Consider the following 24522-nt stretch of genomic DNA (forward strand, 5'->3'; position numbering starts at 1 on the left):
AAAAATGTTTGAACTTGAATAATTCCTGTTTAAAGAACGATATACTTAAATATTCGAGTGAATACTTGGTTTTACGACCCATTGATGTTCTTTATAAAGTTTGTGATGTTCGTTATAATGAATTCCGTGGCAGGTGGAATGCTGTCCGTTTATCTTGAAAGACATAAAGGAGAGAATTCGGAAATGGCACCAACCAAAGCAGATTTAAAGCTTAAAGAGGCAGCAGGCAAGCCGCTACTTCATGAGATCTTTGTTTTAATGCGCCCCAAACAATGGACGAAAAATTTGCTAGTGTTTGCAGCATTAACCTTTTCAGTGCGTACCGCCCATGTATATATGTTAGGGCAAGCGATCATCGGATTTATTTTATTTTGTCTCGTTTCAAGCTGTGTATATATTTTAAATGACTATGTAGACCGCGAAGGTGATCGAGCCCATCCCGAGAAAAGGCACCGGCCCTTAGCTTCAGGTACGATGAATCCCCAAGTGGCGTTGGCGTTTGGCGTTGTGATGCTGTCAGCATGTTTGTTTATTGCCTTTCGATTTCATCTGTCGTTTGGTTTAGTGCTGCTGCTGTATTTTATTCTTAATGTCTTATATTCACTGCGGTTGAAGCATGTTGTTATTATTGATGTGTTAATTGTTGCTTCTGGATTTGTACTAAGGGCTGTTGGTGGTGGTTTGGTAATCGGGGTTCCACTTACACCTTGGTTTCTAATCTGCACATTACTGCTGGCTCTGTTCTTGGCGATAAGTAAAAGGCGGCATGAGCTGTTTTTGCTGAAAACCGCTAAAGGTGAGCACCGTCAAGTATTGGAGCATTATTCGATGGATTTATTGAATCAAATGAATGCTATTGTAACGACAGCAACCATTATGAGCTATGCCTTATTTACATTCACTTCTGGGCATACGATTCATTTGATGTGGACGCTCATTCTAGTACTCTATGGCATATTTCGTTATTTATATTTGATTCATGTGGAAGACCAAGGAGGTAAACCTGATCGGATTTTACTGGAGGACAAACATATTTTACTGACGGTCGTCCTGTATGCTTGCTCCGTCGTGTTCATCCTTATTTATTTCGATAAGTAGTGAAAAGGAGGCTGTTTAGGGATGAAATACATAGAGCTGGCTGCTTCCATACTGCTAGGAGCCGTAGGACAAATTTTGATGAAATGGGGTATCGAATCGATGCGGGCGGATGGGTCTGCAATTTCGGGACTTAACCTTATACGGGCTTGGCCTGTATTTGCAGGTTTAGCAAGCTATGGGCTTAGCTCTGTATTTTGGTTGCTCGCTTTGAGGAAGTTTCCACTGAGTACGGCATATCCAATGGTTAGCTTGGGTTATATCCTGGTTATGGTTATAAGCTATTGGTTGTTTCAAGAGACGATATCCATGCAAAAATGGTTCGGTGCCGCCGTCATCTGCGGCGGAGTACTTCTAATTGCCAGGGCTTAAAGCAAGGGTAACCCAATCAATGATCGGCAGGAGGCAGAGGGGAATGCATATAAGCTTGGGGCTGTTATATCCGGCCATGCCGTTCTTGGCTTGGCTTTGCTCGGGAACGCTTAAATATATGATAAACAGGCTGCGTTATGGTACAGCTGCCAAGGAACACATCGGTAATGGGGGATTCCCTAGCACCCATACCTCCATGGTTTCTTCGATCACGCTGTTAATTGGTTTTGAACAAGGTTGGGGTACGCCCTTATTTGGTCTTGCCGTGTCGATCACATGCATTGTGATCATGGACGCAATAGGAATTCGTCGGGCTTTAGGAGACCACGCTAGTTGGATTAATCTCCTGACTAAAGGGGAAGCCGGGTTACGGGAGAAGCAGGGCCATAAACGAGCAGAGGTGCTGGGAGGCTTGGCTGTGGGTGCGCTGCTGGCCTGGCTGGCCTCTAGGGTTCTATAGGAATAAATGAAAAAAGGTGGAGAGAATATGAAAAATCGGTTATTAGCGTTAATGCTCATAAGCGGATTAACTTTACTGGTGTTCACTGCTGGCTCTTTGATCGTGCCTTCAGTATTGTTTATGTTCGGTATTTCGATCACTAAGCTGCATGTCGGGCTTGTAATTGCGTTAGCTGCTGGGGTGGCATGGATGACAGTGAAAATGCTCCACCTTGAGCATCCAGTCCGGTATTGGGGAGTGGCGTTGGCCGCCTCGGCTCTCCTTTTTGTTGTCTGCTTTTGGATAAGCGGCAGCTTTTATGATTTATCCTATGATGGCCAAGCGTACCACCAGGAAGCTGTGATTTATTTGGCTGATGGTTGGAACCCCGTATATGATGAAGCTTTGAGTGTGCCGACAGGGCATTCCCTCTGGATTAATCACTACGGGCGTGCGTCCGAGATCGCATCTGCAGTCATGTATAAAGCGACTGGCTTGATCGAGCATAGCAAAGTATTTAACTTGTTGCTAATGGTGGCCTCCTTCTTCCTCAGCCTCTCGGCACTGCAAGCGCTTAGGCCAGAGGGCTCCATCACACGTGCTGTGGTCGTTGCCGCACTGTTTGCACTTAATCCGGTAAGCATCTATCAGGCTTTCAGTTTTTATGTGGATGGCTTGCTGGCTTCGTCTTTATTATGCTTGGTGGCCTTGGCCTGCTTGATTTTTGCCCGCCCAGGCTGGCTGCTGTTAAGTGCTTACTCGGCGATGATGATCTTCACGATGAATATTAAATTCACGGCGATAGCCTACGCAGGTGTGTTGACCATAGGATTGCTTGTAGTGTTATATATGAGTGAACAATTTGGTCGTTTAAAGCAATTATTTAAGGTAGCTGCGGTGGGAGGGCTCATCGGGATATTTCTTGTCGGCTATAACCCTTACGTTACGAATACCCTGACAAAAGGCAACCCGTTTTATCCGTTAGCAGGGGAAGGCGCCGTCGATATTTTTGAAACCTTCATTCCGCGCAATCTGGAAACGATGAATCGGTTTGAGCAAACCGTGAATTCTTACTTTTCCGTCATGGCGGGCAATTCCTCGGAGAAAATCCCTACACAAATCAAACTGCCCTTTACGTTTACGGAGCGGGAGCTTATGGCTATGAGTGCACCGGACGCGGCGGTATCTGGCTTTGGTCCCCTATTCAGTGGAGTGCTGTTGCTATCCATTATTTTGTTGGGGCTTGGCTTTCATTACCGGAAGGGGGCTGCGATGGCAGCACTTGGGGTAATCGGCATACTTGCCATTTCGGCTTTTGTTAATCCCGCTGCTTGGTGGGCTCGTTATGTACCGCAGTTTTGGCTAATTCCGCTCATTTGTGTTTGGTTAGGGTTCAGCTACAAAGGAAATCGCCTTATTACTAGCACTAGCTGGCTCTTAATCGCTGTGATTGCAATCAACACGTTAATGGTAAGTGGAACATACACGTATTACCAATGGACTTGGAACCAGACGCTTCGCGCACAGCTAGCGGAAATTCAAACGGTCCAGGGACCCGTCAAGGCAGAGTTCACTTACAGCTGGTCGAACCGGGAAAGGCTTGCCAAGCTTGGCATTGCTTTCGTAGAGGAAAGCCCTTTGGCATGCGAGGACAAGCTGGTTTTGATCCGGTCAGGCACGTCGATTTGCAAGCAGCCCGAATAAGCGCAGCGGATGTATCGCTGCACGTATTCACTGCACTTCAGGGCTTCAGGCTTTTCCAGCCCACGTAATCGTGGATGGCGATACCGGAATAGGAGGGGTGCGACTCCAATAAACGGTCGATTATCGCCAGTTGCTGATGCATAACCTCACTACCTTCTTCGTAAAAGGAGATAAAGGCACCCTCCGATGAGGGATTCGTCTCCACACCAACAAATATTTTCTTGCCGAGCCTGTCGCCAAGCGCCAAATCATCAGCGGTTACGTCCGCAAGTGCTTGGGCCTGGTCTCGGTAAGACATTAACGTAACCTCGTCCAATAGGCCCATTAGCTTTTCGTTCAGCCTGACATGGCTATCACCGGGTACGGCAATTTGGTTAAGCCAGAAGGGTAACGCGGCACTGGCTGTTAAAGCCGTTGAATTAGTTGAAGCTGATAGAGTTGCATCCTGTTTAACTTCATCCACAAAAAGTGTAAGGGCTTCCGTCCAATTCTTCACCAGTGTAGCCTGGTCGGTTTGCCATTCGGGCAAAATATAAGGCTCGATATCAGCTTGGATTCCGCTAAACCGTTCCTCCTCAAGCACATTCAGATTATAGTCCTTTACCCACTTCACCATATTTACGATGTATGAGCGATTGTCAGGCATCACCCAGCTTGGTGCCCCATCTAAAGCATGTATTTGTACCCCGCCTGCTCTTGCTTCTTTTATAAAAGAACGATAGGAGTCCAAGGCTTCATCGGGATTCACCTGTAAATAAATGCGGTCGATCGACTGTTCCTTGGCAAATTGCAGAATCGAATTCCTGCTTTCCGCCGTAACGATCAATGAAGTATCCCAGAGCCATGTTGCTTTCATTCGCTCAGCGCGTGGAGTGGCTTCGCAAGCAGAAGGGATTACAGCTAATAGAAGGATGATGGTCAGGGCATATCGACCGATAAGCCCTGTATAAATGATGTTCAAAGCTTTCAAGTGCATGTTCCTCCTACGGCTTGAACCAGATGTTTTTGAACTGCACCCAATCCAGCGAGTCCAGTGTAATTCCTTTTACAGAGGCATGGAAGGCTGTTTTCAGCCGTTTAAAATAGAGCAGCTGCAGCACATGCTCATCGTGCAGGCGGCGCTCGATGCTGTGCAGCAGACCCGCCCGCCCATCCCGCTGCGGCTCCCGGAGGGCTGCGGCGATGAACTGCTCCACGGCCGCTTTGCAGGCCGGCTCTAAGTGATGCTGCATGCTCTTGTACAGGTCGATCAGCCGAAGCTCGGCATCGTTGTCGAGCATGATCGAGAACAAAAGCAGGTCCGCCTGCAGGCGCCGCTCGCCCTTGAACTCCTCGACGGGCAGTAGCTGCACCTCGATGGCAAGGCCCGCTTCTCGCAGCAACGTCTGCACCAATAGCGCATCCCGCTCGTAATGGGGAATCGTGCAGAGCACAATGCGCTCCCCGGCATAGCCGGATTGCTTGATGCGTGCACGCAGGTGCGAAAGCTCCTTCTCCGGCGGATGGATGGGCGCATGGCGAATAAAGCTGTCGGCCGCATAGACGGCATCTCCATCAATCAGCTTCAGCAGCCGCGCTTGGTCGAAAGCCTCGTATACCGCCTCGCGAATGGCAGGGTCCTTCAGCGGCCCCTGCTTGAGCAAATTAAAAGTAATAAATTTGCAGGTAGTGCCCTGCTGCTGGACCTGCTTGTACTCGCTTTGCGCAGCATCGGGCATTTGGTAATTATGGATAATCTGAAAGCTCTCGAGCGTCCGGAAACGCTCCTTTTGCTGCCCTTGCAGGTTGGGCACATGCCATAGCTCAACACGGTCGAGGTGGGCTCTTCCCTGAAAGTAGGCGGGAAAAGCATCCAGTATCGACATGGAGGTATCGTGCAGCGTTAATTTGAACGGCCCCGTACCGATAGGTGTGAGCGAGAAGGCAGTTTCTCCCTGATGATAAGCATCAACGGGAATAATGGAGGCGCGGTTGGTGCTCATAAATTGCGGAAACAGCTCGTTAGGCTCGTTGAGATAAACCGTTAAGGTCAAAGGGTCGCTGATTTCGACGCGCGCTATTTGCCCGATAACCCAGCGATATAAGGAACGTGCAGAGGATTGCTGCAGTCGCTGCAGCGTGTAATGAATATCCTCAGCTGCCAGCTCTTTGCCATGATGGAATAAGACGCCCTTGCGCAGATAGAAGGTCCAAGCCGTTCTTGTTATATCGGTCTCCCAGGCGTGGGCGAGATGGGGCTCCACCGTTTGTGTAAGCCGGTTATAGCTAACCAGGCTATCGAACAATTGGTTGACCAAATGCGCCTCGGCCGAAAAGTTCGTAAAAGCCGGATCCAGCGTCTGGATCGGCTGGGTTATAGGAAACCGCAGCGTGTCGAACCGCTTGCTGTTACGCAGCTCGCTGCTGTAGCCAAAATAGCCGCTCAGCCAGCTATGGAAATGCTCCTTCAGTGAGTCGGGGATGGAGGATATATTCATCTGCTCTAAAGCGCCGCGAAGGTCTTTGCGTTCGACAAGCTCCTTGGCCAGCAGCAGTAAAATATCCTCTTTGGGTGTAAGGAACAGCAGCGAGGAACGGTTGCCGCGCCCTTTTTTGGGGCTCCAACGAAGCCAGCCCTGCATGTCCATCTTTTGCATAATCATCGTTACATTGCGGTGCGTACAATCCAGGATTGCCGCGATTTCATCCAACATGACCTCATATTCCTGCCCGTCACCCACATGCGGCAGTTTTTCGCGTAATCGGATATAATGGCTAGCCAGCTTCATGACGTACCTCCGCCTCCAACTTCACTTCGTATAGGGCTCCAAGTCTGTTTATCCTTTGGTAAGTGATGTGAATTTGAGTTAGTTCTTTCTCCTTTAAGTGTAAACGAAATCCCGTTAGAAAAACAGGAAATTAATTATGGAGAAGTTGCTCTTTTTATTCCTGTTTTAATGTCTACAATAAAGAGGTACCTGAATATAACATTAATGGAGGGATATACATGAGTAAAAGCATGAGAACTGCCGAGGGGTTTACTTTACACATGCAGTGGATTGAGCAATTTGTTAGGGAGGCGGAGCAGGCGATTGAGCAAGAGCACATAAAAACGACAGCGCAAACGGTGCTTTTTTATGCCGGAATGCATGTGCAATTAGAAAAACAATCCGCTTTGCAAACCGGGCAGCCGCTTGTTAGAGGCAGAGACGAAACCCGTGATTGGCTACTGGCACCAGAGGAGGAGATCGTCAATGAGGCAATGAAGCTGGTTCCTTCATCAATTCATCGGTTGCTTCAGCTATCGCTGAGGGCGGTAATGGAAGAGGGAGAGAGCTGCTTGTCAGATGGCGAATGCTCTTATGTCCATACTTATGCGGGTGTATATATAACACGTGTCAAAGAGCAGGCAGGACAGCTTGCTACACATTGGCTGCATTAGAAGTGAATTGATTGTCACTAAAATATAGGGTCGGAGGTACGGATATATGCTGATGGATGCCTCAATAGGCAAGAAACAAGCAGGAGTGCTAATCGGGGCTTTTTTGTGTGGATGCCTGCATCACTTGTTATTTTATAATCATGCTTGGGGTCTATCTTTCCCGATTTTTATGATCGTATTTTATGTATTTTTTTACTGGTCGGTCAAAGAGCAGGTGGAGATTCGTTTTAATGCTCCAATGATGCTGCTCATACCCATTGTACTGCTGTCGTTGACTTATGTGACGTTTGCGAATGAGACATTTAGCGTATTAAATGCGCTCGCGATTCCCTGCTTGGTTCTTGTGCATACGATCTGGACGATGAGAAAGCCAGCGATTCGGTGGTATGATGGAAGTATGGTGCTTGCCATCCTGGAGCAAATTTTTGTACATACGATGCGCCATGTGCCTACACCTGTAATAGCCATTTATCGGGGGATTTCACAAAAAATGAAGGTGGATCGTTCGAAGCAGGTATGGAAGGTACTCGCGGGAATCGTGATTTCCTTACCAATCGTGCTTGTTGTAGGTGCGCTGCTTGCTTCGGCGGATACGATGTTTGACCGATTGCTCTCACAGCTTCCTCGGCTGCTTGGTGATTTAAATATGGGCGAGTCCATCTTCAGGGCCATTTGGATTATTTTTATGGCATCGGCAATTTTTGCTTATGTGTGGGGCTTGCTATTTCCTTTGGTACGAAAAGTGCGAAATGCGCAAGATCCAATTGCCCATTGGGAGCTAGAAGGCCAGCCAACTAGTCATACAGGTAGTGGATTGCCGCTAGAGCCAGCTTTTGAGGCGCCTGCTGCCCCCGATCCTCTAACCTCTCCAGCCCCTTACGCACCTAAGAAAATCAGGATGGATGCTACCGTAATAACGACGTTTTTATTGATACTAAATGCGGTTTATGTGCTGTTTGCTTTTATCCAGTTTTCTTATTTTTTCGGCGGGGGCCTTGCTTCGCTGCCCGATGAGATGACTTATGCCGACTATGCGCGCCGTGGCTTTGCGGAGCTTGTCGTCGTCACAGTGATCAATTTTACGGTGCTCATGGCCACGCTGCATGGGACAGACCGCAGCTCACGTTTAATGGACCGCTTCCTGCGTGTGCTGCTGGCGGTGTTGATTGGCTGCACGGGCGTCATGCTGTGCTCGGCATTTATGCGGATGGCCATGTATGAGAGGGCGTACGGCTTCTCGGAAACCCGTTTGCTCGTGGATGTGTTTATTGTATTCCTGTCTGTGTTGTTCGTGATTGCCTTGGTGAAGCTGTGGAATGACAGCCTGAAGCTGATGAAGCCTTATGCCATTATTGCCATTGTCGCTTATGTGATCGTCAATTATATGCAGGTCGAGGGTATTGTGGCTTCCAATAATGTGAAGCGCTTTGAAACTACAGGCAGTATAGATACCGATTACTTAGGTTCGCTGAGCTTTGATGCGGTACCCTATTTGATTGAGCTCAAGCTCAACCATCCTGAATTGGATGGGGCGGACAAAGCGCTGCAAAGGATGAAAAGACGCCTCCCCCTTCCAGGAGAGACGTCATGGGTTTCATTCAATTTATCGGAATGGCGAGCGGCTAGAGCGCTGCAAAATATTCCTTTAACAGAGGAACGATAATATCCGTCATTCGCCGGATGCTAGGGGGCCCGTATAGCTGTGGATCGCTGCTGGAACTTCACTTAGCGAGCCTAGCGTGAAAAAAGCCCCTTGTGGCTCAACATCGATGGCTACATTGTTATAGGCCCATTCCTGGACAGCAGGCATGAAAATCGCATGAATGCCTGTTCGCAGAGCGGGAATCACATCGGTGCGAAGCGAGTTGCCGATCATCCAGGTGGTTTTGCGGTTAAAGTGATGCTGGGTAATTAAGCTCTCCATAAACTCAGTTGTTTTATGCTGGGTAACATGGATATTGTGGCCGAAGAACCGTTCAAGGTTCGCTTCGGTTATTTTGCGCATCTGGATTAGTCTGTCGCCTCCGGTATATAGATGAAGCTCGTGCCCATCCGCTTCCAGCTGGGTCAAGGTTTCTTCCATAAAAGGATAAGGCTCCACGCTATGGCCGTACACGGTTCTGCCGATTTCAATTAAGCGGGCTGTCTCTTCAGAGACCTTGGGCCGCCCTGTAAGATCGGAAAAATAATCATACGTATCCACGAAGGATTCGGGAAAATGATTCGGGTCGAAGCCATGCTGCATCACGCGACCAAGATCGATTTCTGCTTGCTTTTTCTTGATTTCTTCCACGGGAATTGGATAGGTATGAAAATACATTTCCATTAAATCGACAAACTGCTCCACGACCAGATCAAAATATTTGTTGCAATGAATTAGTGTATCGTCCAAGTCAAATAATATCGTTTGCTTTACCATATGGGTTGCTCCGTCATTTTTTTCACCAATTATATCATGGCGTAACTAAAAATCCTATCCTCTACCTACCCACTCCATCTATTGCCTATCCTAACTAGCTGCCTGCTGCTTTTTTTTATGGTAAAAAAGGCTGTGGATCTGTGCTTTTTCCATGCTGAACCACCTCGTAATGCAAATGTGGCCCCGTGCTACGCCCGGATGTGCCGAGCTTGCCGATGGATTGCCCGCACTCTACATGTTCTCCCAACTGGACCAGCACGCTGTTTAAATGCATATACCAAGTTCGCAGCCCGTCCGCATGCTCCAGTATAACGTGGTGGCCGTGGAAGGGATCGAAAGCTACAGTTACGACAGTACCCGTTCCTGTAGCCATTACGGGATCATCCATAGCTCCGGCGATGTCTATACCCCGATGAAAGCTGGACTGATTGGTAAAAGGATCCTTGCGATAGCCAAAAGGTGAGGTTACAACGCGAGAGCGGGTCGGCCAAATATTGGGAATCCTTTTAAACCGTTCACGCTCCAACAAGATCGTTAGTTTCGATTGCTGCCACTTGGCCTGTAGCTTATCAAGCTCTTGCCCAACGGATGTATAGGAGGCCAAAGCTGAGCTTGTCAGCAATTCGAGCTGCTGAGCCGTAACGGGAAGGCTTGAGTACTCCCTGTCAGCAGTCTGCGCAGGCGCAGATACGGGTTTGTCGGGTTGCGGGGCTTGGCTTGGTGGAAGAAGCTGCGTAAGCTCTTGCTCCAGCGTTTTCATTTCTTCAACCTTGCTGCGAACCTCTTCCGCTTGGCGAGAAAGCTGGATAATTTCGTTTTGGAGCTGCTGAATCATACTATTTTTGGTGGCAAGATCCTGCTGTAGCCGAATGGCTTGGTCAGATAACTGGGCTTCAGCCGATTGGCTTGCTGTTATGGCTTGGTAATGGTTGATGTACAGAAAAGACGCAGTCCCGCTTAACATCAGCAGGCTGAGAACCATCCATTGGAATCTCATAAGAACTCCTTTCGGTATGTAACGGATGCCAAAGGCATATATTCGAGATAAGCACGCTTATGATCAGGAGGGACCCCCATGTCACTGAAAATAATCAGCACGAATTTACTGCACCGCCTCGCTGTGCATTTGCAATCGGAAGTGGCCATTCAAGCGGAAGGCTTCGCTAGTGAACCGGGCCTGCTCCAGCATGTTGGTAAACGGTTTATCAAAGTGAGCGAGCAATATTTTGTGCCATCAACACTACAGGAAATCGTTCTTTTAGGCACTAGTATAAATGTCAGTACGGTACCGATTCAGCTGCGTACTATATATATGGGAGGCTTTCCTGCATTGCTGGTGCGAACGGGCAGCGACTATATTGAGGTTATCGTTTCTCGTGTTGACGAAGAGGAGGAGCTGCGAGTGCTAATTCCGCTCGGTCAAGTCATTAGTATCGAGAAAACCAACGAATCCTAGTTAACCGCCCATGCAGGTGCGGCGCAAAGCGAACTTTGCTTAATAATTTGACTAACCAACGGTTACAATGCTCCTGGTTTGTCTATTTGGTTGGCTTTTGTGTGCGGTTATAATTTTTGAGCGTGATCGTATGCATTTCCATATAGGTAGTTACGACCAGCAGGATGGTGCATATTCCATAAGTAATGCCGCAGGCCAAGCCTAAGCTCGCCCAGTGGCGGCTCTTCCAGAGCCCGATAACCAATGCAGCGAGGGATAGAGCTACCAAGGAATGTGTCCAATGCCCCCAGCCTTCATAGGTGAGCTTGTGACGTCTCGAAGCTTTGGAACTGCCAGCTTTATTAGCTTGATCATTAGACTTGTCATCTGGGCCTTTGCCAGTTTCCTGTTGCTGTTGTTGAATGGGGTAACGGAGGGAAAACAGCGCAAGCAGCAAAAAAAGTACCGGCTGGTAGCAAAGCATAATGATGGGTGAGCTGAAGTTACCGAAGCTGAATACCTCTGACGTGCTCTTAAATGCGAGCGGGGTCGTCATGAGCAGGAGCAAGACAATCGGTGTATTGATCGTATCGTAATCCCTCTGCTTGATTAAGCTGGCAAACCCGGTCAGAAAAGCCAAATAGATCAGGATTACCTCACAAGCTGTAACTGGGAACCAGATGCTTAAGATCACCAAATCGACTCGATCCAAAAAGTCCGTAATATGAATTTGCTGGATCAAACTATAATTGGGATAAACCAGATTGCCAGGGATTGTTGGCCCTAGTACAAAAACTTCAAGCAGTAGGAATAAGCCTAGCATGAAGGAGGCGAGAAAAGCTCCATGGCGCATAGCGGAGCGGACATGCTGGGATCCCCATAGTGTGTGGAGGAAAGCTCCCATTATAAAAATATCCCCGTACCAGCCCATACTTAAGATGTTAGACGAGAGGAAGTAGCTCCACTGCCCCGCCAGTACAGGCTGGACTAGATGTAGGTCCATTTCATTAGACAAGGCAAGCGGCAAGAACAAAATCATCAGCACAAAATAAGGGAAGAACAAATCATTCACTCTTGCCAATACCTCAACACTTGTTTTTCCATAAACCAGAAGCAGCAAAATCAATAGCAGCAGGATCATTTCATCCGGTGTGCTCGGCAACAGTGTAATTCCGATGAATTTACTAAAGGAAGAGATATCTCTTACTAGAATAAGCCACAGGTGAAAGAGTAGCACCAGATTGACGATGGTGCCAATAAGGGTGCCGAATACAATTTTGGTAATTTCAAATATATGTTTACCCGGAAATCGCATTACCAGCATACTGAATATATAGGCAATTCCAAGTGTATATAACATCGGTAGCATATATGCCGTCCACGCATCCATACGATTAACCCGGATTAAAACCTGCTGGATACTGACAATCCCCCCGCCTGTTAGCAGTGAAGCGGTCAGCCAAGCGAATTGGCGGTGGTTGATGATTTGTTTCTGATCCATGCCCTCACCTGTCTTCTATGGGATCTAGTTAACCTGTTATTGCTCAACGATTGAGGTAATTGAAGGCCCATGGTGATACTTTATTGATAAAGAACTGGGTCGGCATAGGAACCTTGATATGCAGAATAATACAGATGTAGAGGGCTAGGGATAACGAGTAAGCGATTCGGTACATCCATCTGATCGACGGTGGCTGCTTGCCGAGCTTTTTCCAATAACGCAAGCAATTAAGTACAAGCAACAGAAAAATAATCGTGAGGTAGCTGATACTCATTTTGGGGCATGCTCCTTTGTAATATTGTCATAAATAAGCCCTGTATCGGTTAACTGGCTTTCAACCTGGATGTCGAGCTTGGCATCTTTAAGCCCCTCGGGCCAGTTTTTTTCGAATTGGCTGGCCCATTGCTCCGGATAAGCCCTCCATAAGGTTGAACCAAGTTGGGTGGAGTCCACATTGTGCTGAATGGAGCTGTCAATCGTTTTCTGGATTGTATTTTTGGCATATTCCGAGATAGCGGCCTCTACCTTGAGAACATTGTCGGTTTGGCTCAAATCATATTTGGTTTTATCCTCCATCATGGTAGCTGTCAATTGTATATTTATATTAAAATGCACCTGCTGGTCGATGAGTGTTGTTCGAATGTTCGTTGACGAACTATAAATCCGCACACTCATTTTACTTCCATCCTCAGCTTGGACGGTGATCATATTGATAATCATTTTTTGCCCATGTAATAAGGAAAGCCCAATCGCTTCATCATTTTCCAAGCTGCCTATCATCTTGTCATTTCGAAATTGGGCGTAGCCTTTAAACTCAACCTCTTTGGAGGGCTTTTCACTTTTCTCGGACTCTTTAACCGCCATATAGACGGCGACAGGATCAGCACCTGGCAAGCTTAAGGCAACGCCAAAATCTTTAAAGTTGATATCAATCACGCCTCTGGCTTTAACTAGCTCCCGGACGGCCTCCGAGGGGAAGCGTTCAAACCTCGGTGTTGACATCAGCATGTCGGACGCTTTTCCCTTGGCGACAATTAAGTAAGTAGTCATCCGATTCTCCGGGCTGCGCGGAGTGGAATCATATAAGTCCTGAAGGCCTCTTTTGGCTAGGGCTTCTCCTACGATAATGGTTCGGCGATGAGCCAGAAACATTCGTCTTGACATCCGCTTTTGCAATTGATTCAGGCATTCCCGGTACGTTTCGCCTACCTCGGAATCAACATAATAGCTTTTATCGCCGCTCGTTCCGCCGCCACCGCCGGAAGCACCCCCCATTTGTCCAGGCAAGGGAACCATGACGCTTATGCGATACTTCCCGTCATCTTCAAGGTCAATGCCCGAGGTTAAAATAAAGGCCATATCATTAATTTCCGTTCTGTCCCAACAGCCGGGCAGTATGAAGGCAGCAAGTAATATAAAGAGTAAAGCCGCGCTGCGCCGTATCATTCCGTATCATTCTCCTTTTTGTCATGCGGGATATGCTCTCCAGTCTGGCCGCTGTCCTTCATAATTTCATCGGAAAGCTGATCGCCCATTCGTTTCGAATCTTGGACTGGCATATAGCTTGGGCGGTTTTTATTAAGCCATATAGGGGGACGGACAGCGGTATCCTTCAAATCTGCCACGGACAAGGGGCCTAGAGGAGAAAGATAAGGAATGCCAAAGGAACGTAGATTGGCCATGTGCCCAATAATGACCATCAAAGTGATCATAATGCCAAACATGCCAAAGATAGAGGCGGCAATAATGATCGGGAAACGCAACATGCGGATGGCAATAGCTCCGTTAAAGCGCGGGATCGTGAACGAGGCAATCCCTGTAAGCGAAACGATGATAACCATCGGTGCCGAGACGATTCCAGCCTGTACAGCGGCCTGCCCGACTACTAAGGCGCCCAGAATACTGACGGCAGACCCTATTGTTTTCGGCAGCCGGATTCCGGCTTCGCGGAGCGCTTCGAACGTGACCTCCATGATCAAGGCTTCAACAACGGCCGGGAAGGGGATGGCTTCTCTAGCCGCGGCAACCGACAGCAGCAGCGAGGTTGGCAGCAAATCCTGATGAAAGGTAGTAATAGCTACATACAAACCAGGGGTTAGTAAGGATATGATCAGAAAAAAATAACGTAACAAACGGATAAGCGAGGAAATCTGGAATCGCTCATAATAATCCTCGCTTGATTGCAGGATATCGGTAAACACGAACGGAACCAGCAGCGCGAAGGGGGTTCCGTCTACAAGGATGCCTACCTTTCCCTGCAGCAAAGCAGCGGCAACCATATCGGGCCGCTCGGTGTATTGAATTTGCGGAAAAGGCGAGTAGGTAGAATCCTGGATAAACTCCTCGATATAACCTGAATCCAGTACCGCATCAACATCGATCTTTTCCATCCGGCCTAGCACTTCTTTGACTATAGCCGGGTCCACGATATCGTCCATATATGTGATGACCGTGCTGGTGTTGCTTTCGCGGCCAATCGTCATATGCTTCATCTTCAAATGGGGTGTTTTCAGCTTGCGGCGAATCATCGAAGTATTGGTGCGCAAGTTTTCGACAAAGCCTTCGCGCGGGCCACGGACGACCGATTCGGTCTCCGGTTCGTTAATGGCGCGTTTTTCCATCCCGCGGATCCCCATCAGCAGCGCTTGGTTATTGCCCTCGACGATCAGTCCAGCATCACCGCTCAATACCGATAGCAGCATATCTGAATAGTTATCGGTTTGCTGGGTTTGGCTAACAGGCAGCGTCATTTCGATGATTCGATCAAGTAACTGCTCCTTGCCCTCCAGAATCATGAGCGACTTCATCGCCTCGTTAGCAAATTGCGTGTTGACCATCCCATCCACGAAAAACAGGATCGCCGAGATGCCGCCCTCAATTTGGAATTCACGGATAACAAAATCCGAGCAGTCGGCAAACAGCTCATTCAAATAGCTTTTATTTTCCTCTAGGGATAGGAAAACGGGCACGGACTTTAACTCATTAATAAATTGGTACTCAACATTTTTTAGCTTATTGTCCGGTTTTTCCTCCTGCGGACTTGCTTTACGATCACGACGCATGCTAACACCTCCTTGCACTCCTTGCATTTCCTATACTGCCAGCTATTGGTGAGCCTCTCCCCTTAGGTTTCCTAAAAACAAGAAATTTATGTCCACAATTTAAAAGGCTCTGCTGTAGCTGTATAACCCCCTCATGAAAGGCAAAAGATAAGACACACATTTGCGCATGAGAAGGGAGCGGCGATTTTATTGAAATGGCTGGTTGCCTTGCTGCTGCTATTTATTTTTCAAATATTCACCATTTTGATCATTGAATTTCGAAGGCCCTCCAAAACGGTGGCATGGATGTTTATTTTGTTTGTTTTTCCCATCATCGGATTTATTATGTATTACTTCTTGGCCAAAGAATATTCACGCCGCAAAAAAGTGAAACGGCATCAGCTCCAATACGCTGATGAGCAGGGAAACCAGAAGGAATGGACAGCTAACGGAGGGATAACGAGGGAATCAACGGCCTTCGAAGCCTTTTACAAGCAAAAACGTTTGTATAACCTGCTTGGCCGGTTTCCGGGCGCACCGTTCACCTGGAATAATAACGTGCGGGTATTAACAAATGCGAAGTCTACTTATTCGGCTATGCTCGAAGCGATGGAAGGAGCCAAGCAATATATCCATTTTGAAATTTACACCTTCCGCAATGATGGCATTGGCCGTACGTTTCAAGAGCTATTGATCCGCAAAGCTAAGCAGGGTGTCAAAGTGCGCTGTATATTTGATGGGATAGGCAGCTATGAATTGCAAGATGCTTTCATTGAACAGTTTCGACGGGGAGGGGTGGAGATCTATTTGTTCCTGCCGCCACTGATCGCTTTTTTCGACAAGAGGATGAACTATCGAAACCACCGCAGAATAGTCGTGATCGATGGGCATACAGGGTATTTGGGAGGGCTTAATATAGGGGATGAATATAGAGGAGGCAACCCTAAGCTTGGGTTCTGGAGAGATACCCACTTGGAGCTTATAGGTGACGCTGTTGGTAGGCTGCAGGCTGTGTTTGCCAGGGACTGGATGTTCGTGAGTGGACAGCAGGTGAGTGAGGGATTGAGCGAAAATAAGGCTGATAGCCCCGATGGCATTAACAGGCTTGGCAGTCCACCCCAACATGGCAAGCCCGTCCAAATTATAAGCAGCGGACCTGACGCTAGGCAGGCTACCATCCTGCAAATGTATTTCGGAGCTATTACCTGTGCGCAGGAGCGGATTTATATCATGACACCTTATTTTATCCCCGATCCCAGCTTAAGAATGGCTCTAAAAACAGCGGCGATTAGCGGGTTGGAGGTTATTATTCTGTTTCCGTTACTTTCCGATTCTCAAGCTGTTCATTATGCATCGATTTCTTATTTTGAGGAGTTGATGGAGGCGGGGGTACGTTTTTATGTGTATCAAAAAGGGTTCATGCATGCCAAAGTATTGATCATCGATAATATGTTTGCTTCTGTCGGAAGTGCAAATGTGGATATTCGCAGCTTTTACAGTAATTTTGAAATCAATGCACTCTTGTTTGATAAGGAGGCCGTGGAACGGCTCGTTGATGATTTCAACAACGATTTGCAGGACAGTGAGGAATGGGAGCTCGAAGTCTTCCGGCGACGACCCCGCTTGCATAAAGCCAAAGAAATCGCCGCCAGGCTGCTCTCACCACTTTTTTAACTGTTTTAGCTATGTGAGGCCATCCTTGCTATGTGAAGCCCTTCAGATTGACTATTTTGGGATGCCTCAGCTGTCCGGCAGAAGTGACTTCGAGTCCAGTAACCGTGCACGTATAGGGAGCCTTCAGCCATAAAATATGCTCGCGCTTGAGCTCCGCCGGCAGCTTGTCGAATAGCGGAACCCCGCTTTCCTGCCCAAGCCCCTCCTGAAGAAGCCTCGTTTTCATCGGCTGGTCTAGGCCGAGAGAGACGCGACCGAACAAGGTGGCGTCCTTCATCATGAGCAGGCTTGCCACCTGGCCGCCGCGGATTATCAAGCCCGGAATGAGGACGTCGAAGAGCAGTGCCGTTTTTTTCTTGTACCAATCCTTATGCTTCTTGGCTTCGCGGTAAGGGCTGGACAAGCGCTTGCCAACAATCCCTTCCCATCCGGCAGCCTCGACCCACTTCCACAACGAGTCCCGGTCTGTGAACATATCTGTCACGAACAAGTTGGGAAGCTTCTCAGGCAGCAATTGCTGCAGTCTGCGATAACGCTCCTGATAAGGGAGCGAACGTAAGTCCTCGCCGTTCCAATACAGCAAATCAAACAACACATACAGGAATTGGTTCTCCGTCCGATTGCCAACCTTAATGGAGCGAGAGCGCTCTCGCTGCAGGATGAGCGCGAAATTTGGCCGCTGCTTGCTGGAATCAAACATGACGGCTTCTCCATCCAAAACATATTCTCTCGCATTGGCTTCGAGGGCTTGCAAAGCTTGTACCGCTTCTGGATAAAGCGAGGTTTTGTCCAGCATCTGCCTGGAAAACAAGTCGATCCTGCCATTCTCTAAACGGGATAGCAGCCTTACGCCATCCCATTTGAGTTGGTAGCCCCAATCGGCTCCCACTGGCAGCTCGTCAGCTATGATGGGTGCCATGGGCTCTTGGGGCAGTGGGATCGTCATGACACTGTTTCCTTGGCTTTATTAGTTCGCTTAGTTTTGGGTGAGCTGGCTTTGCTGCTGTCAGATGATCCTTGAGCAATCGGTTTCGTTGCTTCCAAGCTGGCCTGCAGGGCGGACATCAGGTCGATCACATTGGTTCTATGCGGCTCCGGTGCGACACTAATCTCGCGTCCATTTACCTTTTGCTCAATCGCTTGCAGCAGGGAAGACCTGTAATCATCCTTATACGATTCCGGGGTAAACGGTGTGGTAAGCTGGTCGATCAGCATCTTGGCCATCTGCAGCTCCTTATCGTTCACATTGCTTTGCTCCGGCAGATTAGGTACCTGCTCGACCGAACGGATTTCATCTGGATAAAATATCGTCTCCATTGCGATACAATTATCAATAACCCTTATAGCGGCGAGGCTGCTTTTGGAGCGGATTGATACCTTGGCAATGCCAATCTTGCCCGTTTGCTTCATGGCCTCCAGCAGCAAGTTATAAGCATTTGCGCCCGTCTCGTTGGGAGCCAAATAATACGTTTTCTGAAAATAAATCGGGTCAATATCCGTCAGCTGCACAAAATCAAGAATTTTGATCTCCTTGTTCACTTCGCCATTTAGCTTTTCTAATTCATCCTTCTCAAATAAAACGAACGCTCCCGGCTCATATTCATACCCTCGGGAAATTTCCTCCCATTCCACCTCACGCTCACAGGTCAAGCATTTGCGCACAAAATTAAGCGGTGTCGAACAGTCCTTATGAATATATCGCATTGAAATATCTTTATCCTCCGTCGCCGAAAACATTTTGACAGGAACATGGACCAGCCCAAAGCTGATCGCGCCTTTCCATACTGTATGCATCTTTATTCCTCCTTAATAAGTTTCTGCAGATTTTGTAGGCATACTTATCATTCCTTCTCCTTTATCCTATGCAGGACAGGTATACCTTTATAAGTAGTATTTCCAAATTCACAAGCAGATATGAATGATCTGAGGGCTTAAAAGGCATGCTAACAACGAAAAACACAAAAAAATTATGGCATTACATGCTGCGATCGCCCGGTTTTCATCAAACAACGTTTTTTAAATAAGACCAATTCATAAAATCTATTCACCTGTGGAGGAAACAAGTATGAATAAACATGCGAAATCAAATGAACCCAAACCCAATGAACCAACAATGAACAATGTAAACGCAGAAGCCAATTGTGATCCAGAAGCAGACGCGGCTTCACCTGCTGCTTGTATGGATCACCAAGGCCGTGCAGAATATTTCATGGATATCGACCGCATGGTAAATGAAGGCTTGGGCGGTGGTAACGTCACTTATAGCAATGGGCTCATCGAAGAAACAACCACTGACACGATGAACGATCCCGAATCCATCATTGATAATGAGTCTGAGACTACGAACGAATGATACTTGCACGCGCCCAAGCCACCTGCGGGACAATTCGTCCGAACCAAGCTATCCCGCGCCCGCCTATGCATCCTATGCCTTAAGTAAATGATGTTCCATCGGAACAAATGACCCTAAGCACGTAACCAAGCGTTCCGCAGGGACGAAAGCGTCCCGAGAACGCCGCAGCCACACCACGCTCCAAGGGAGTCCAGAGGGCAGAGCCCTTTGGGTCCCTCCCTTGTAGGGAGGGTGGGGAGGGTATCACAACGCTGTTGCGACAAACATTGTAGAGGGATATAATAGGGGGAAACCAATTCGGAGGCGGTTAAACGTTGAGTTCCTTGGACGAATTTGCACTTATACGGCGTTTGACGGACGGTAAGCAGTCGGTTGCTTTTCAACAGGCTTGTGGGGTGGACAAAGGCATTGGAGACGATGCGGCAGTAGCCTATTTAGCACCAGGCTGCCAACTTGTCATGACCTGTGATACGATGACGGAATCGATTCATTTCCAAGCCCATACAATGCGAGACAGCGATATTGGTTATAAAGCAATGGCCGCGGCGATCAGCGATATTGCGGCAATGGGGGCGATCCCTCGCTATGCGTTAATAGCATTAAGTTTTCCCAAGGAGATGTCCCAGCACAAGCTTGAAGCAGTGTATCAAGGCTTATATGATTGTGCTAATCGTTGGAGTGTTGTGGTTGTTGGTGGCGACACCACTTCTTGTATCGGCGGTTTAACAGTAACTGTAACCGTTATCGGGGAAGTGCAGGAGGGCCGGGCGTTACTGCGTTCTACGGCAAAAACTGGCGATGTGGTGTTCGCGACTGGGGAGCTAGGCTGTTCAGCAGCAGGTTTGGATTATTTGCTAAAGCAGGCACTGCCGGCGGACCAATGGCCAGATGTCGAGGATGGCTCCTCGGAAGCTCGATTAATCGCTGCCCATTGTAGGCCCCAGCCCCAGGTGGATGCAGGACAATTTCTGCAGCAATCCCAGGTGTGTGGAGCCTTAAATGATGTAAGTGATGGGCTTGCCAGCGAAGCATGGGAAATTTCGGAGGCTTCAGGAGTGGGAATCGACTTGATTGAAGACCGTATTCCTATTGCGGATGAGCTCATGGCTTATGCCATCAGGACGGAGAAGGATCCGCTGGATTATATTCTTTATGGTGGTGAGGATTACCACCTGATCGGTACAATGCAGGCTGAGCATGTGATTGACATGCAGATTAAATTCAAGGCAGCTGGATTAACGCTTTATATTATCGGTTATGTCAATGCCGAGAATTCAGGTGTACGCCTTGTCCAAAGCAGCGGCTACGTCGTTCCGATTGCCAAACAAGGCTATAATCACTTCGGAAAGGACCTGAGTTGATGCCACAGGTGGTCACGTATACGTATCAGGCGTTAAGTTTGGAACAAACCGCTGTCCTTGCAGGTAGTCTTGCTAGACAGTTTCAGCCTGGTACAGTCGTCACGCTGGATGGGGAGCTGGGTGCGGGCAAAACGGCATTTTCACAGGCCATAGCCAAGTCGCTAGGGGTGCAGGGAATTGTGAACAGCCCTACTTTTACACTTATTAAAGAATATGAAGGGGAGAAGCTCCCTTTTTATCATATGGATGTATACCGTCTTTCCATGGAAGAGGCGGATGAGCTCGGTCTGGACGATTATTTTTTTGGGGCGGGAGTCACTTTAATAGAATGGTCGTCGTTGATAGGGGAGCTTTTGCCTGCAAATCGCTTGTCCGTTACCATTGAGCATTGTGGGGAGAACGCACGTATTTTCAGGTTAACTCCACATGGCGACCCTTACAAGCAATGGTGCGAGCACCTAAAGGAGAACGAAATCTTATTATGAACAGCGAAAATAAACAGGGTATAGTGTTAGCTATTGATACGTCTACGAGCTCGATGTCAGTCGCTTTAACCCGCAATGGTGAGCTGTTGGACGAGCTTAATTCTACAGCCGAACGCAATCATTCTATTCATTTGATGCCCCATATTCAGCAGGTGCTTGGTTCCGCAGGGCTACATACACGCGATATTGATGCTTTTGCGGTGGGGGTTGGACCTGGATCTTACACTGGCGTCAGAATAGGCGTTACAGTTGCCAAAACCTTGGCTTGGGCTCATCGCAAAATATTACTGGGAGTATCAAGCCTCGAAGCACTTGCTTTAGGCGGTTTACAAGCCAGTCTAGCAGATTCATCAACTAATTCTACACCTGCTAGACTTTCAGGGTTAGCCCGAATAGGCGAGCCTAACAAAAAAATTTGGGTAGTGCCTATGTTTGAGGCGCGCAGGGGGCAAGCTTTCACCTCGTTGTATCAAGCTCAAAACCAGGCTCCTACCCAGCAATGGTCTTGTCTGGCACCCGATGGAATTCGATTAATGGCAGGCTGGGCTAAGCAATTGTTGGAGCTGGCTTTGGATGAAAAAGGTACAGGTTCAAAGCCAGACCAAATTCTTTTTATAGGTGAAACAGGGATGCATGAGGAAACAATTCATGATTTTTGCCAAAGCTGGTCGGGTACTGCCGAGATCGTAAACTATGAAATGAGAGCACGCCATATCGCGGACTTGGGGCTTAACCAATGGCAGCAGGGCATAATTAGCAAGCCGCATGACTTGGTTCCTAACTACACGCAGCTAACGGAAGCTGAGGTCAAATGGGAAGCCCAAAAATCGTAAGGGGAGAAATGACAAGTGAATCTTAGCGAACAGACGGATATTCTCGGACCATTGGAGTTTCGCTCCATGCTTCTAGAGGATATTCCTGCCATTTGTGAGATTGAACAGGAATCGTTCACCACACCGTGGACTTCAGCTGCTTTTTATAATGAATTGACCAATAATCAGTTTGCCCGTTATATGGTAATGGAATATGCGGATGAAGTTATTGGTTATGGTGGCATGTGGATTATTATCGATGAGGCCCATATTACCAATATTGCAGTTAGGGAAAAATACCGTGGTAAGAAGCTCGGCGAGCGGCTATTGCGGGAAATGCAGCTAACAGCAGGTTTTTTTGGAGCTGCACGAATGACGCTGGAGGTACGGCCGTCCAACCGTGTAGCGCAAGGGCTTTATGAAAAGCTGGGCTTTTATGGGGTAGGTGTACGCCGTGGTTATTACACCGACAATCGCGAGGATGCGATTATTATGTGGGCAGACCTGCCTGAATATCAAATACCTCCAAAAACAAATACAGGGGAATAAAAATGAACAGCGACGAAACAGGCGATAAAATAACGATTAGCAACGAAGCATTGGACAGCCCAATGGTTTCCAACCCGAATAAGCCCTTATATATATTAGCGATCGAAACCAGCTGTGATGAAACCGCTGTAGCCATCGTTGAAAATGGGACAACCATCAGAGCCAATGTAGTATCCAGCCAAATTGAAGTCCATCAGCGTTTCGGCGGCGTTGTTCCTGAGCTGGCTTCACGCAAGCATGTAGAAAGTATTACATGGATTATAGAAGAAGCACTGGAGCAATCAGGCTTGGAGCCCCACGACTTGTCTGCTATTGCAGTAACACAGGGTCCCGGATTAATCGGCGCTTTGCTGGTCGGCGTTGTGGCAGCGAAGGCACTTGCTTATGCATGGGAACTTCCTTTGATAGCTGTCCATCATATAGCCGGCCATATTTACGCAAACCAGCTTGTGCACAAACTGCAATATCCTTTGATTTCTCTTGTTGTTTCTGGTGGGCATACCGAATTGGTATATATTGAAGCTGAAGGTGTGTTTCGGATTATCGGACAGACCCGAGATGATGCTGCAGGCGAGGCCTATGATAAAATCGCGCGCGCATTAAAGTTGCCTTATCCCGGCGGACCTTATATTGACAGGCTTGCCCAAGAGGAAGGCGCAGCATTGCCACTTCCTCGTGCTTGGCTGGAGCCGGACTCTTACGACTTCAGCTTTAGCGGATTGAAATCCGCGGTGCTCTCTGCGTTGAATCAAGCCAATATGAAGGGGCAGCCGCTGGTTCCCCAAGTGGTGGCCAAAGGCTTCCAAGACTCCGTTGTCGAAGTCTTGGTCGAGAAGGCACTTCGCGCCGTGAAAGCCTACGGAGCGAAGCAATTGCTATTAGCGGGTGGTGTCGCCGCTAATCAAGGGCTACGGCAGCAGCTGGCTGCTCGTTGTGCGGCAGCAAACGTGCCGCTGCTAGCGCCGCCGCTTAGCCTGTGCACGGACAATGCGGCAATGATCGCTGCCGCCGCATTCCTCAAGCTGCAGCGCGGCCAGTTTTCGTCGCTCGATTTTAAAGCAGAGCCTCTGCTCAAGCTCGAAGAGTGGTCTGTGTAGAATACCTGGAGCCGTTTCCCTTAGTTGGGAGGCGGCTTTTTTGCAGCTTTTCGTAGAGTCGCCAGACAGCTTAGTTACATCCTATTGCTGCTCATATGAGTATGCGAAAAATATTTTGAATAATTAGCTTGCATTCTTGATCCGGATTTGTTATATTATCTCTTGTCGCTTCTGAGGCATAAGCTTTTGAAAGCTTCAATACACATTGTTTTTCGTAAAACATCATGCTTTAAAAAAATGTTTCGAAAAAATAATGCTTGCAATTGAATACGAGAATATGGTATATTGATCAGGTCGCTTTTGACGGAAAATGTCGAAAATGATCGAAAGATATAACGAAAATATTTAATAGTTTTGTCCTTTGAAAACTGAATCAACGAGTGAGTAAAAATAGAGAATGCAAGTTCTCGCCAGATGTAAAGAATGAGGCAACTCAAGTTCTACCTTAATGGAGAGTTTGATCCTGGCTCAGGACGAACGCTGGCGGCGTGCCTAATACATGCAAGTCGAGCGGATTGTACCTTCGGGTACAGTTAGCGGCGGACGGGTGAGTAACACGTAGGCAACCTGCCTGTAGGACGGGGATAACTACCGGAAACGGTAGCTAAGACCCGATACCTGCCCCGAGCGCATGCTTGGGGCAAGAAACGCGGAGCAATCTGTGGCCTATAGATGGGCCTGCGGCGCATTAGCTAGTTGGTGGGGTAACGGCCCACCAAGGCGACGATGCGTAGCCGACCTGAGAGGGTGACCGGCCACACTGG

At 48.0% G+C, this 24522-nt stretch carries 24 protein-coding genes and 1 rRNA gene; 15 read left to right on the top strand and 10 right to left on the bottom strand.

Annotated elements, in window-relative coordinates:
• Positions 1-183: 183 nt before the first annotated feature.
• Genes G9U52_RS19065 through G9U52_RS19080 form a run of 4 tightly spaced genes read left to right on the top strand, consistent with a single transcriptional unit; the run spans position 184 to position 3610 of the window.
• Positions 184-1098 carry a decaprenyl-phosphate phosphoribosyltransferase gene (locus G9U52_RS19065; RefSeq protein WP_166152216.1) on the top strand — a complete coding sequence of 305 codons (915 nt, stop codon included), beginning with the start codon at positions 184-186 and terminating at the stop codon, positions 1096-1098.
• A gap of 21 nt (positions 1099-1119) precedes the next feature.
• Positions 1120-1467 carry an SMR family transporter gene (locus tag G9U52_RS19070; RefSeq protein ID WP_166152217.1) on the top strand — a complete coding sequence of 116 codons (348 nt, stop codon included), beginning with the start codon at positions 1120-1122 and terminating at the stop codon, positions 1465-1467.
• Between the two features lie 43 nt (positions 1468-1510).
• Positions 1511-1927, top strand: coding sequence for a divergent PAP2 family protein (locus G9U52_RS19075; RefSeq protein WP_207953064.1), 417 nt, complete (start codon positions 1511-1513; stop codon positions 1925-1927).
• Positions 1928-1954: 27 nt separating this feature from the next.
• Complete coding sequence (locus tag G9U52_RS19080) at positions 1955-3610, top strand: hypothetical protein (RefSeq protein ID WP_166152218.1); 1656 nt, start codon at positions 1955-1957, stop codon at positions 3608-3610.
• Positions 3611-3647: 37 nt separating this feature from the next.
• Here G9U52_RS19080 and G9U52_RS19085 read toward each other — a convergent pair whose 3' ends face one another.
• Together G9U52_RS19085 and G9U52_RS19090 are read right to left on the bottom strand one after the other, a co-directional pair.
• Positions 3648-4580, bottom strand: coding sequence for a hypothetical protein (locus G9U52_RS19085; RefSeq protein ID WP_166152219.1), 933 nt, complete (start codon positions 4578-4580; stop codon positions 3648-3650).
• Between the two features lie 13 nt (positions 4581-4593).
• Positions 4594-6378, bottom strand: a complete 1785-nt coding sequence (locus G9U52_RS19090) for an ABC transporter substrate-binding protein (RefSeq protein WP_166152220.1) — start codon at positions 6376-6378, stop codon at positions 4594-4596.
• Between the two features lie 218 nt (positions 6379-6596).
• Here G9U52_RS19090 and G9U52_RS19095 point away from each other — a divergent pair, with 218 nt between their 5' ends.
• On the top strand, positions 6597-7031 hold the full coding sequence (locus G9U52_RS19095; RefSeq protein WP_166152221.1) for a hypothetical protein: 435 nt from the start codon (positions 6597-6599) through the stop codon (positions 7029-7031).
• A 46-nt stretch (positions 7032-7077) separates the two neighbouring features.
• Complete coding sequence (locus G9U52_RS19100; protein ID WP_166152222.1) at positions 7078-8694, top strand: DUF4153 domain-containing protein; 1617 nt, start codon at positions 7078-7080, stop codon at positions 8692-8694.
• Positions 8695-8700: 6 nt separating this feature from the next.
• Here G9U52_RS19100 and G9U52_RS19105 read toward each other — a convergent pair whose 3' ends face one another.
• Positions 8701-9450, bottom strand: coding sequence for an HAD family hydrolase (locus G9U52_RS19105; RefSeq protein ID WP_166152223.1), 750 nt, complete (start codon positions 9448-9450; stop codon positions 8701-8703).
• Between the two features lie 115 nt (positions 9451-9565).
• Positions 9566-10447 carry a M23 family metallopeptidase gene (locus G9U52_RS19110; protein WP_166152224.1) on the bottom strand — a complete coding sequence of 294 codons (882 nt, stop codon included), beginning with the start codon at positions 10445-10447 and terminating at the stop codon, positions 9566-9568.
• A 78-nt stretch (positions 10448-10525) separates the two neighbouring features.
• On the opposite strand from G9U52_RS19110, the gene G9U52_RS19115 reads away from it, so the two are divergent.
• Positions 10526-10906: a hypothetical protein gene (locus G9U52_RS19115; protein ID WP_166152225.1), complete on the top strand. Its 381-nt coding sequence runs from the start codon at positions 10526-10528 to the stop codon at positions 10904-10906.
• Between the two features lie 82 nt (positions 10907-10988).
• Here G9U52_RS19115 and G9U52_RS19120 read toward each other — a convergent pair whose 3' ends face one another.
• From G9U52_RS19120 to G9U52_RS19135, 4 genes are read right to left on the bottom strand one after another with little or no spacing between them, the layout of a single operon-like run.
• Complete coding sequence (locus G9U52_RS19120; RefSeq protein ID WP_166152226.1) at positions 10989-12386, bottom strand: GerAB/ArcD/ProY family transporter; 1398 nt, start codon at positions 12384-12386, stop codon at positions 10989-10991.
• Between the two features lie 43 nt (positions 12387-12429).
• On the bottom strand, positions 12430-12660 hold the full coding sequence (locus G9U52_RS19125; protein WP_166152227.1) for a hypothetical protein: 231 nt from the start codon (positions 12658-12660) through the stop codon (positions 12430-12432).
• Positions 12657-13832, bottom strand: coding sequence for a Ger(x)C family spore germination protein (locus G9U52_RS19130; RefSeq protein WP_166152228.1), 1176 nt, complete (start codon positions 13830-13832; stop codon positions 12657-12659). The genes G9U52_RS19125 and G9U52_RS19130 overlap by 4 nt, the downstream gene beginning before the upstream one ends.
• Positions 13829-15448, bottom strand: a complete 1620-nt coding sequence (locus G9U52_RS19135) for a spore germination protein (RefSeq protein WP_166152229.1) — start codon at positions 15446-15448, stop codon at positions 13829-13831. Before G9U52_RS19135 ends, G9U52_RS19130 begins: the two co-directional genes overlap by 4 nt.
• Positions 15449-15637: 189 nt before the next feature.
• On the opposite strand from G9U52_RS19135, the gene cls reads away from it, so the two are divergent.
• On the top strand, positions 15638-17101 hold the full coding sequence (gene cls / locus G9U52_RS19140) for a cardiolipin synthase (RefSeq protein ID WP_166152230.1): 1464 nt from the start codon (positions 15638-15640) through the stop codon (positions 17099-17101).
• Between the two features lie 28 nt (positions 17102-17129).
• On the opposite strand, the gene G9U52_RS19145 is transcribed toward cls, so the two are convergent.
• Both G9U52_RS19145 and ku read right to left on the bottom strand, forming a co-directional pair.
• The gene (locus G9U52_RS19145; RefSeq protein ID WP_166152231.1) at positions 17130-18047 is read right to left on the bottom strand and encodes an ATP-dependent DNA ligase; all 918 of its coding nucleotides are present in this window, start codon (positions 18045-18047) and stop codon (positions 17130-17132) included.
• A complete protein-coding gene (gene ku / locus G9U52_RS19150) occupies positions 18044-18895 on the bottom strand; it encodes a non-homologous end joining protein Ku (protein ID WP_166152232.1) in 852 nt (283 codons plus the stop codon). The genes G9U52_RS19145 and ku overlap by 4 nt, the downstream gene beginning before the upstream one ends.
• Before the next feature lie 271 nt (positions 18896-19166).
• Between ku and G9U52_RS19155 the strand changes: the two genes are divergently transcribed.
• The 7 genes from G9U52_RS19155 to G9U52_RS19185 form a co-directional block, all read left to right on the top strand.
• Positions 19167-19454: a hypothetical protein gene (locus G9U52_RS19155; RefSeq protein WP_166151887.1), complete on the top strand. Its 288-nt coding sequence runs from the start codon at positions 19167-19169 to the stop codon at positions 19452-19454.
• Positions 19455-19768: 314 nt separating this feature from the next.
• On the top strand, positions 19769-20815 hold the full coding sequence (thiL, locus tag G9U52_RS19160; protein ID WP_166152233.1) for a thiamine-phosphate kinase: 1047 nt from the start codon (positions 19769-19771) through the stop codon (positions 20813-20815).
• Positions 20815-21300 (top strand): tRNA (adenosine(37)-N6)-threonylcarbamoyltransferase complex ATPase subunit type 1 TsaE, encoded by a 486-nt coding sequence (gene tsaE / locus G9U52_RS19165; protein WP_166152234.1) that lies wholly within the window; start codon positions 20815-20817, stop codon positions 21298-21300. Before thiL ends, tsaE begins: the two co-directional genes overlap by 1 nt.
• Complete coding sequence (gene tsaB / locus G9U52_RS19170) at positions 21297-22133, top strand: tRNA (adenosine(37)-N6)-threonylcarbamoyltransferase complex dimerization subunit type 1 TsaB (RefSeq protein ID WP_166152235.1); 837 nt, start codon at positions 21297-21299, stop codon at positions 22131-22133. The genes tsaE and tsaB overlap by 4 nt, the downstream gene beginning before the upstream one ends.
• A gap of 66 nt (positions 22134-22199) precedes the next feature.
• Positions 22200-22661 (top strand): ribosomal protein S18-alanine N-acetyltransferase, encoded by a 462-nt coding sequence (gene rimI, locus G9U52_RS19175; RefSeq protein ID WP_166152267.1) that lies wholly within the window; start codon positions 22200-22202, stop codon positions 22659-22661.
• A gap of 62 nt (positions 22662-22723) precedes the next feature.
• Complete coding sequence (gene tsaD, locus G9U52_RS19180; RefSeq protein ID WP_166152268.1) at positions 22724-23758, top strand: tRNA (adenosine(37)-N6)-threonylcarbamoyltransferase complex transferase subunit TsaD; 1035 nt, start codon at positions 22724-22726, stop codon at positions 23756-23758.
• Between the two features lie 445 nt (positions 23759-24203).
• Positions 24204-24522 (top strand): 16S ribosomal RNA (locus tag G9U52_RS19185); the annotation flags it as partial.

It is taken from the genome of Paenibacillus agricola, from assembly GCF_011440305.1.
GTDB lineage: Bacteria > Bacillota > Bacilli > Paenibacillales > NBRC-103111 > Paenibacillus_S > Paenibacillus_S agricola.

What these genes read in the sequence shown, in the direction of transcription:
- G9U52_RS19065 (WP_166152216.1), top strand. Translation starts at nt 184, where the DNA reads ATGGCACCAACCAAAGCAGATTTAAAGCTTAAAGAGGCAGCAGGCAAG.
- G9U52_RS19070 (WP_166152217.1), top strand. Translation starts at nt 1,120, where the DNA reads ATGAAATACATAGAGCTGGCTGCTTCCATACTGCTAGGAGCCGTAGGA.
- G9U52_RS19075 (WP_207953064.1), top strand. Translation starts at nt 1,511, where the DNA reads ATGCATATAAGCTTGGGGCTGTTATATCCGGCCATGCCGTTCTTGGCT.
- G9U52_RS19080 (WP_166152218.1), top strand. Translation starts at nt 1,955, where the DNA reads ATGAAAAATCGGTTATTAGCGTTAATGCTCATAAGCGGATTAACTTTA.
- G9U52_RS19090 (WP_166152220.1), bottom strand. Translation starts at nt 6,378, where the DNA reads ATGAAGCTGGCTAGCCATTATATCCGATTACGCGAAAAACTGCCGCAT.
- G9U52_RS19095 (WP_166152221.1), top strand. Translation starts at nt 6,597, where the DNA reads ATGAGTAAAAGCATGAGAACTGCCGAGGGGTTTACTTTACACATGCAG.
- G9U52_RS19100 (WP_166152222.1), top strand. Translation starts at nt 7,078, where the DNA reads ATGCTGATGGATGCCTCAATAGGCAAGAAACAAGCAGGAGTGCTAATC.
- G9U52_RS19105 (WP_166152223.1), bottom strand. Translation starts at nt 9,450, where the DNA reads ATGGTAAAGCAAACGATATTATTTGACTTGGACGATACACTAATTCAT.
- G9U52_RS19110 (WP_166152224.1), bottom strand. Translation starts at nt 10,447, where the DNA reads ATGAGATTCCAATGGATGGTTCTCAGCCTGCTGATGTTAAGCGGGACT.
- G9U52_RS19115 (WP_166152225.1), top strand. Translation starts at nt 10,526, where the DNA reads ATGTCACTGAAAATAATCAGCACGAATTTACTGCACCGCCTCGCTGTG.
- G9U52_RS19120 (WP_166152226.1), bottom strand. Translation starts at nt 12,386, where the DNA reads ATGGATCAGAAACAAATCATCAACCACCGCCAATTCGCTTGGCTGACC.
- G9U52_RS19125 (WP_166152227.1), bottom strand. Translation starts at nt 12,660, where the DNA reads ATGAGTATCAGCTACCTCACGATTATTTTTCTGTTGCTTGTACTTAAT.
- G9U52_RS19130 (WP_166152228.1), bottom strand. Translation starts at nt 13,832, where the DNA reads ATGATACGGCGCAGCGCGGCTTTACTCTTTATATTACTTGCTGCCTTC.
- G9U52_RS19135 (WP_166152229.1), bottom strand. Translation starts at nt 15,448, where the DNA reads ATGCGTCGTGATCGTAAAGCAAGTCCGCAGGAGGAAAAACCGGACAAT.
- G9U52_RS19145 (WP_166152231.1), bottom strand. Translation starts at nt 18,047, where the DNA reads ATGACGATCCCACTGCCCCAAGAGCCCATGGCACCCATCATAGCTGAC.
- ku (WP_166152232.1), bottom strand. Translation starts at nt 18,895, where the DNA reads ATGCATACAGTATGGAAAGGCGCGATCAGCTTTGGGCTGGTCCATGTT.
- G9U52_RS19155 (WP_166151887.1), top strand. Translation starts at nt 19,167, where the DNA reads ATGAATAAACATGCGAAATCAAATGAACCCAAACCCAATGAACCAACA.
- tsaE (WP_166152234.1), top strand. Translation starts at nt 20,815, where the DNA reads ATGCCACAGGTGGTCACGTATACGTATCAGGCGTTAAGTTTGGAACAA.
- tsaB (WP_166152235.1), top strand. Translation starts at nt 21,297, where the DNA reads ATGAACAGCGAAAATAAACAGGGTATAGTGTTAGCTATTGATACGTCT.
- rimI (WP_166152267.1), top strand. Translation starts at nt 22,200, where the DNA reads ATGCTTCTAGAGGATATTCCTGCCATTTGTGAGATTGAACAGGAATCG.
- tsaD (WP_166152268.1), top strand. Translation starts at nt 22,724, where the DNA reads ATGGTTTCCAACCCGAATAAGCCCTTATATATATTAGCGATCGAAACC.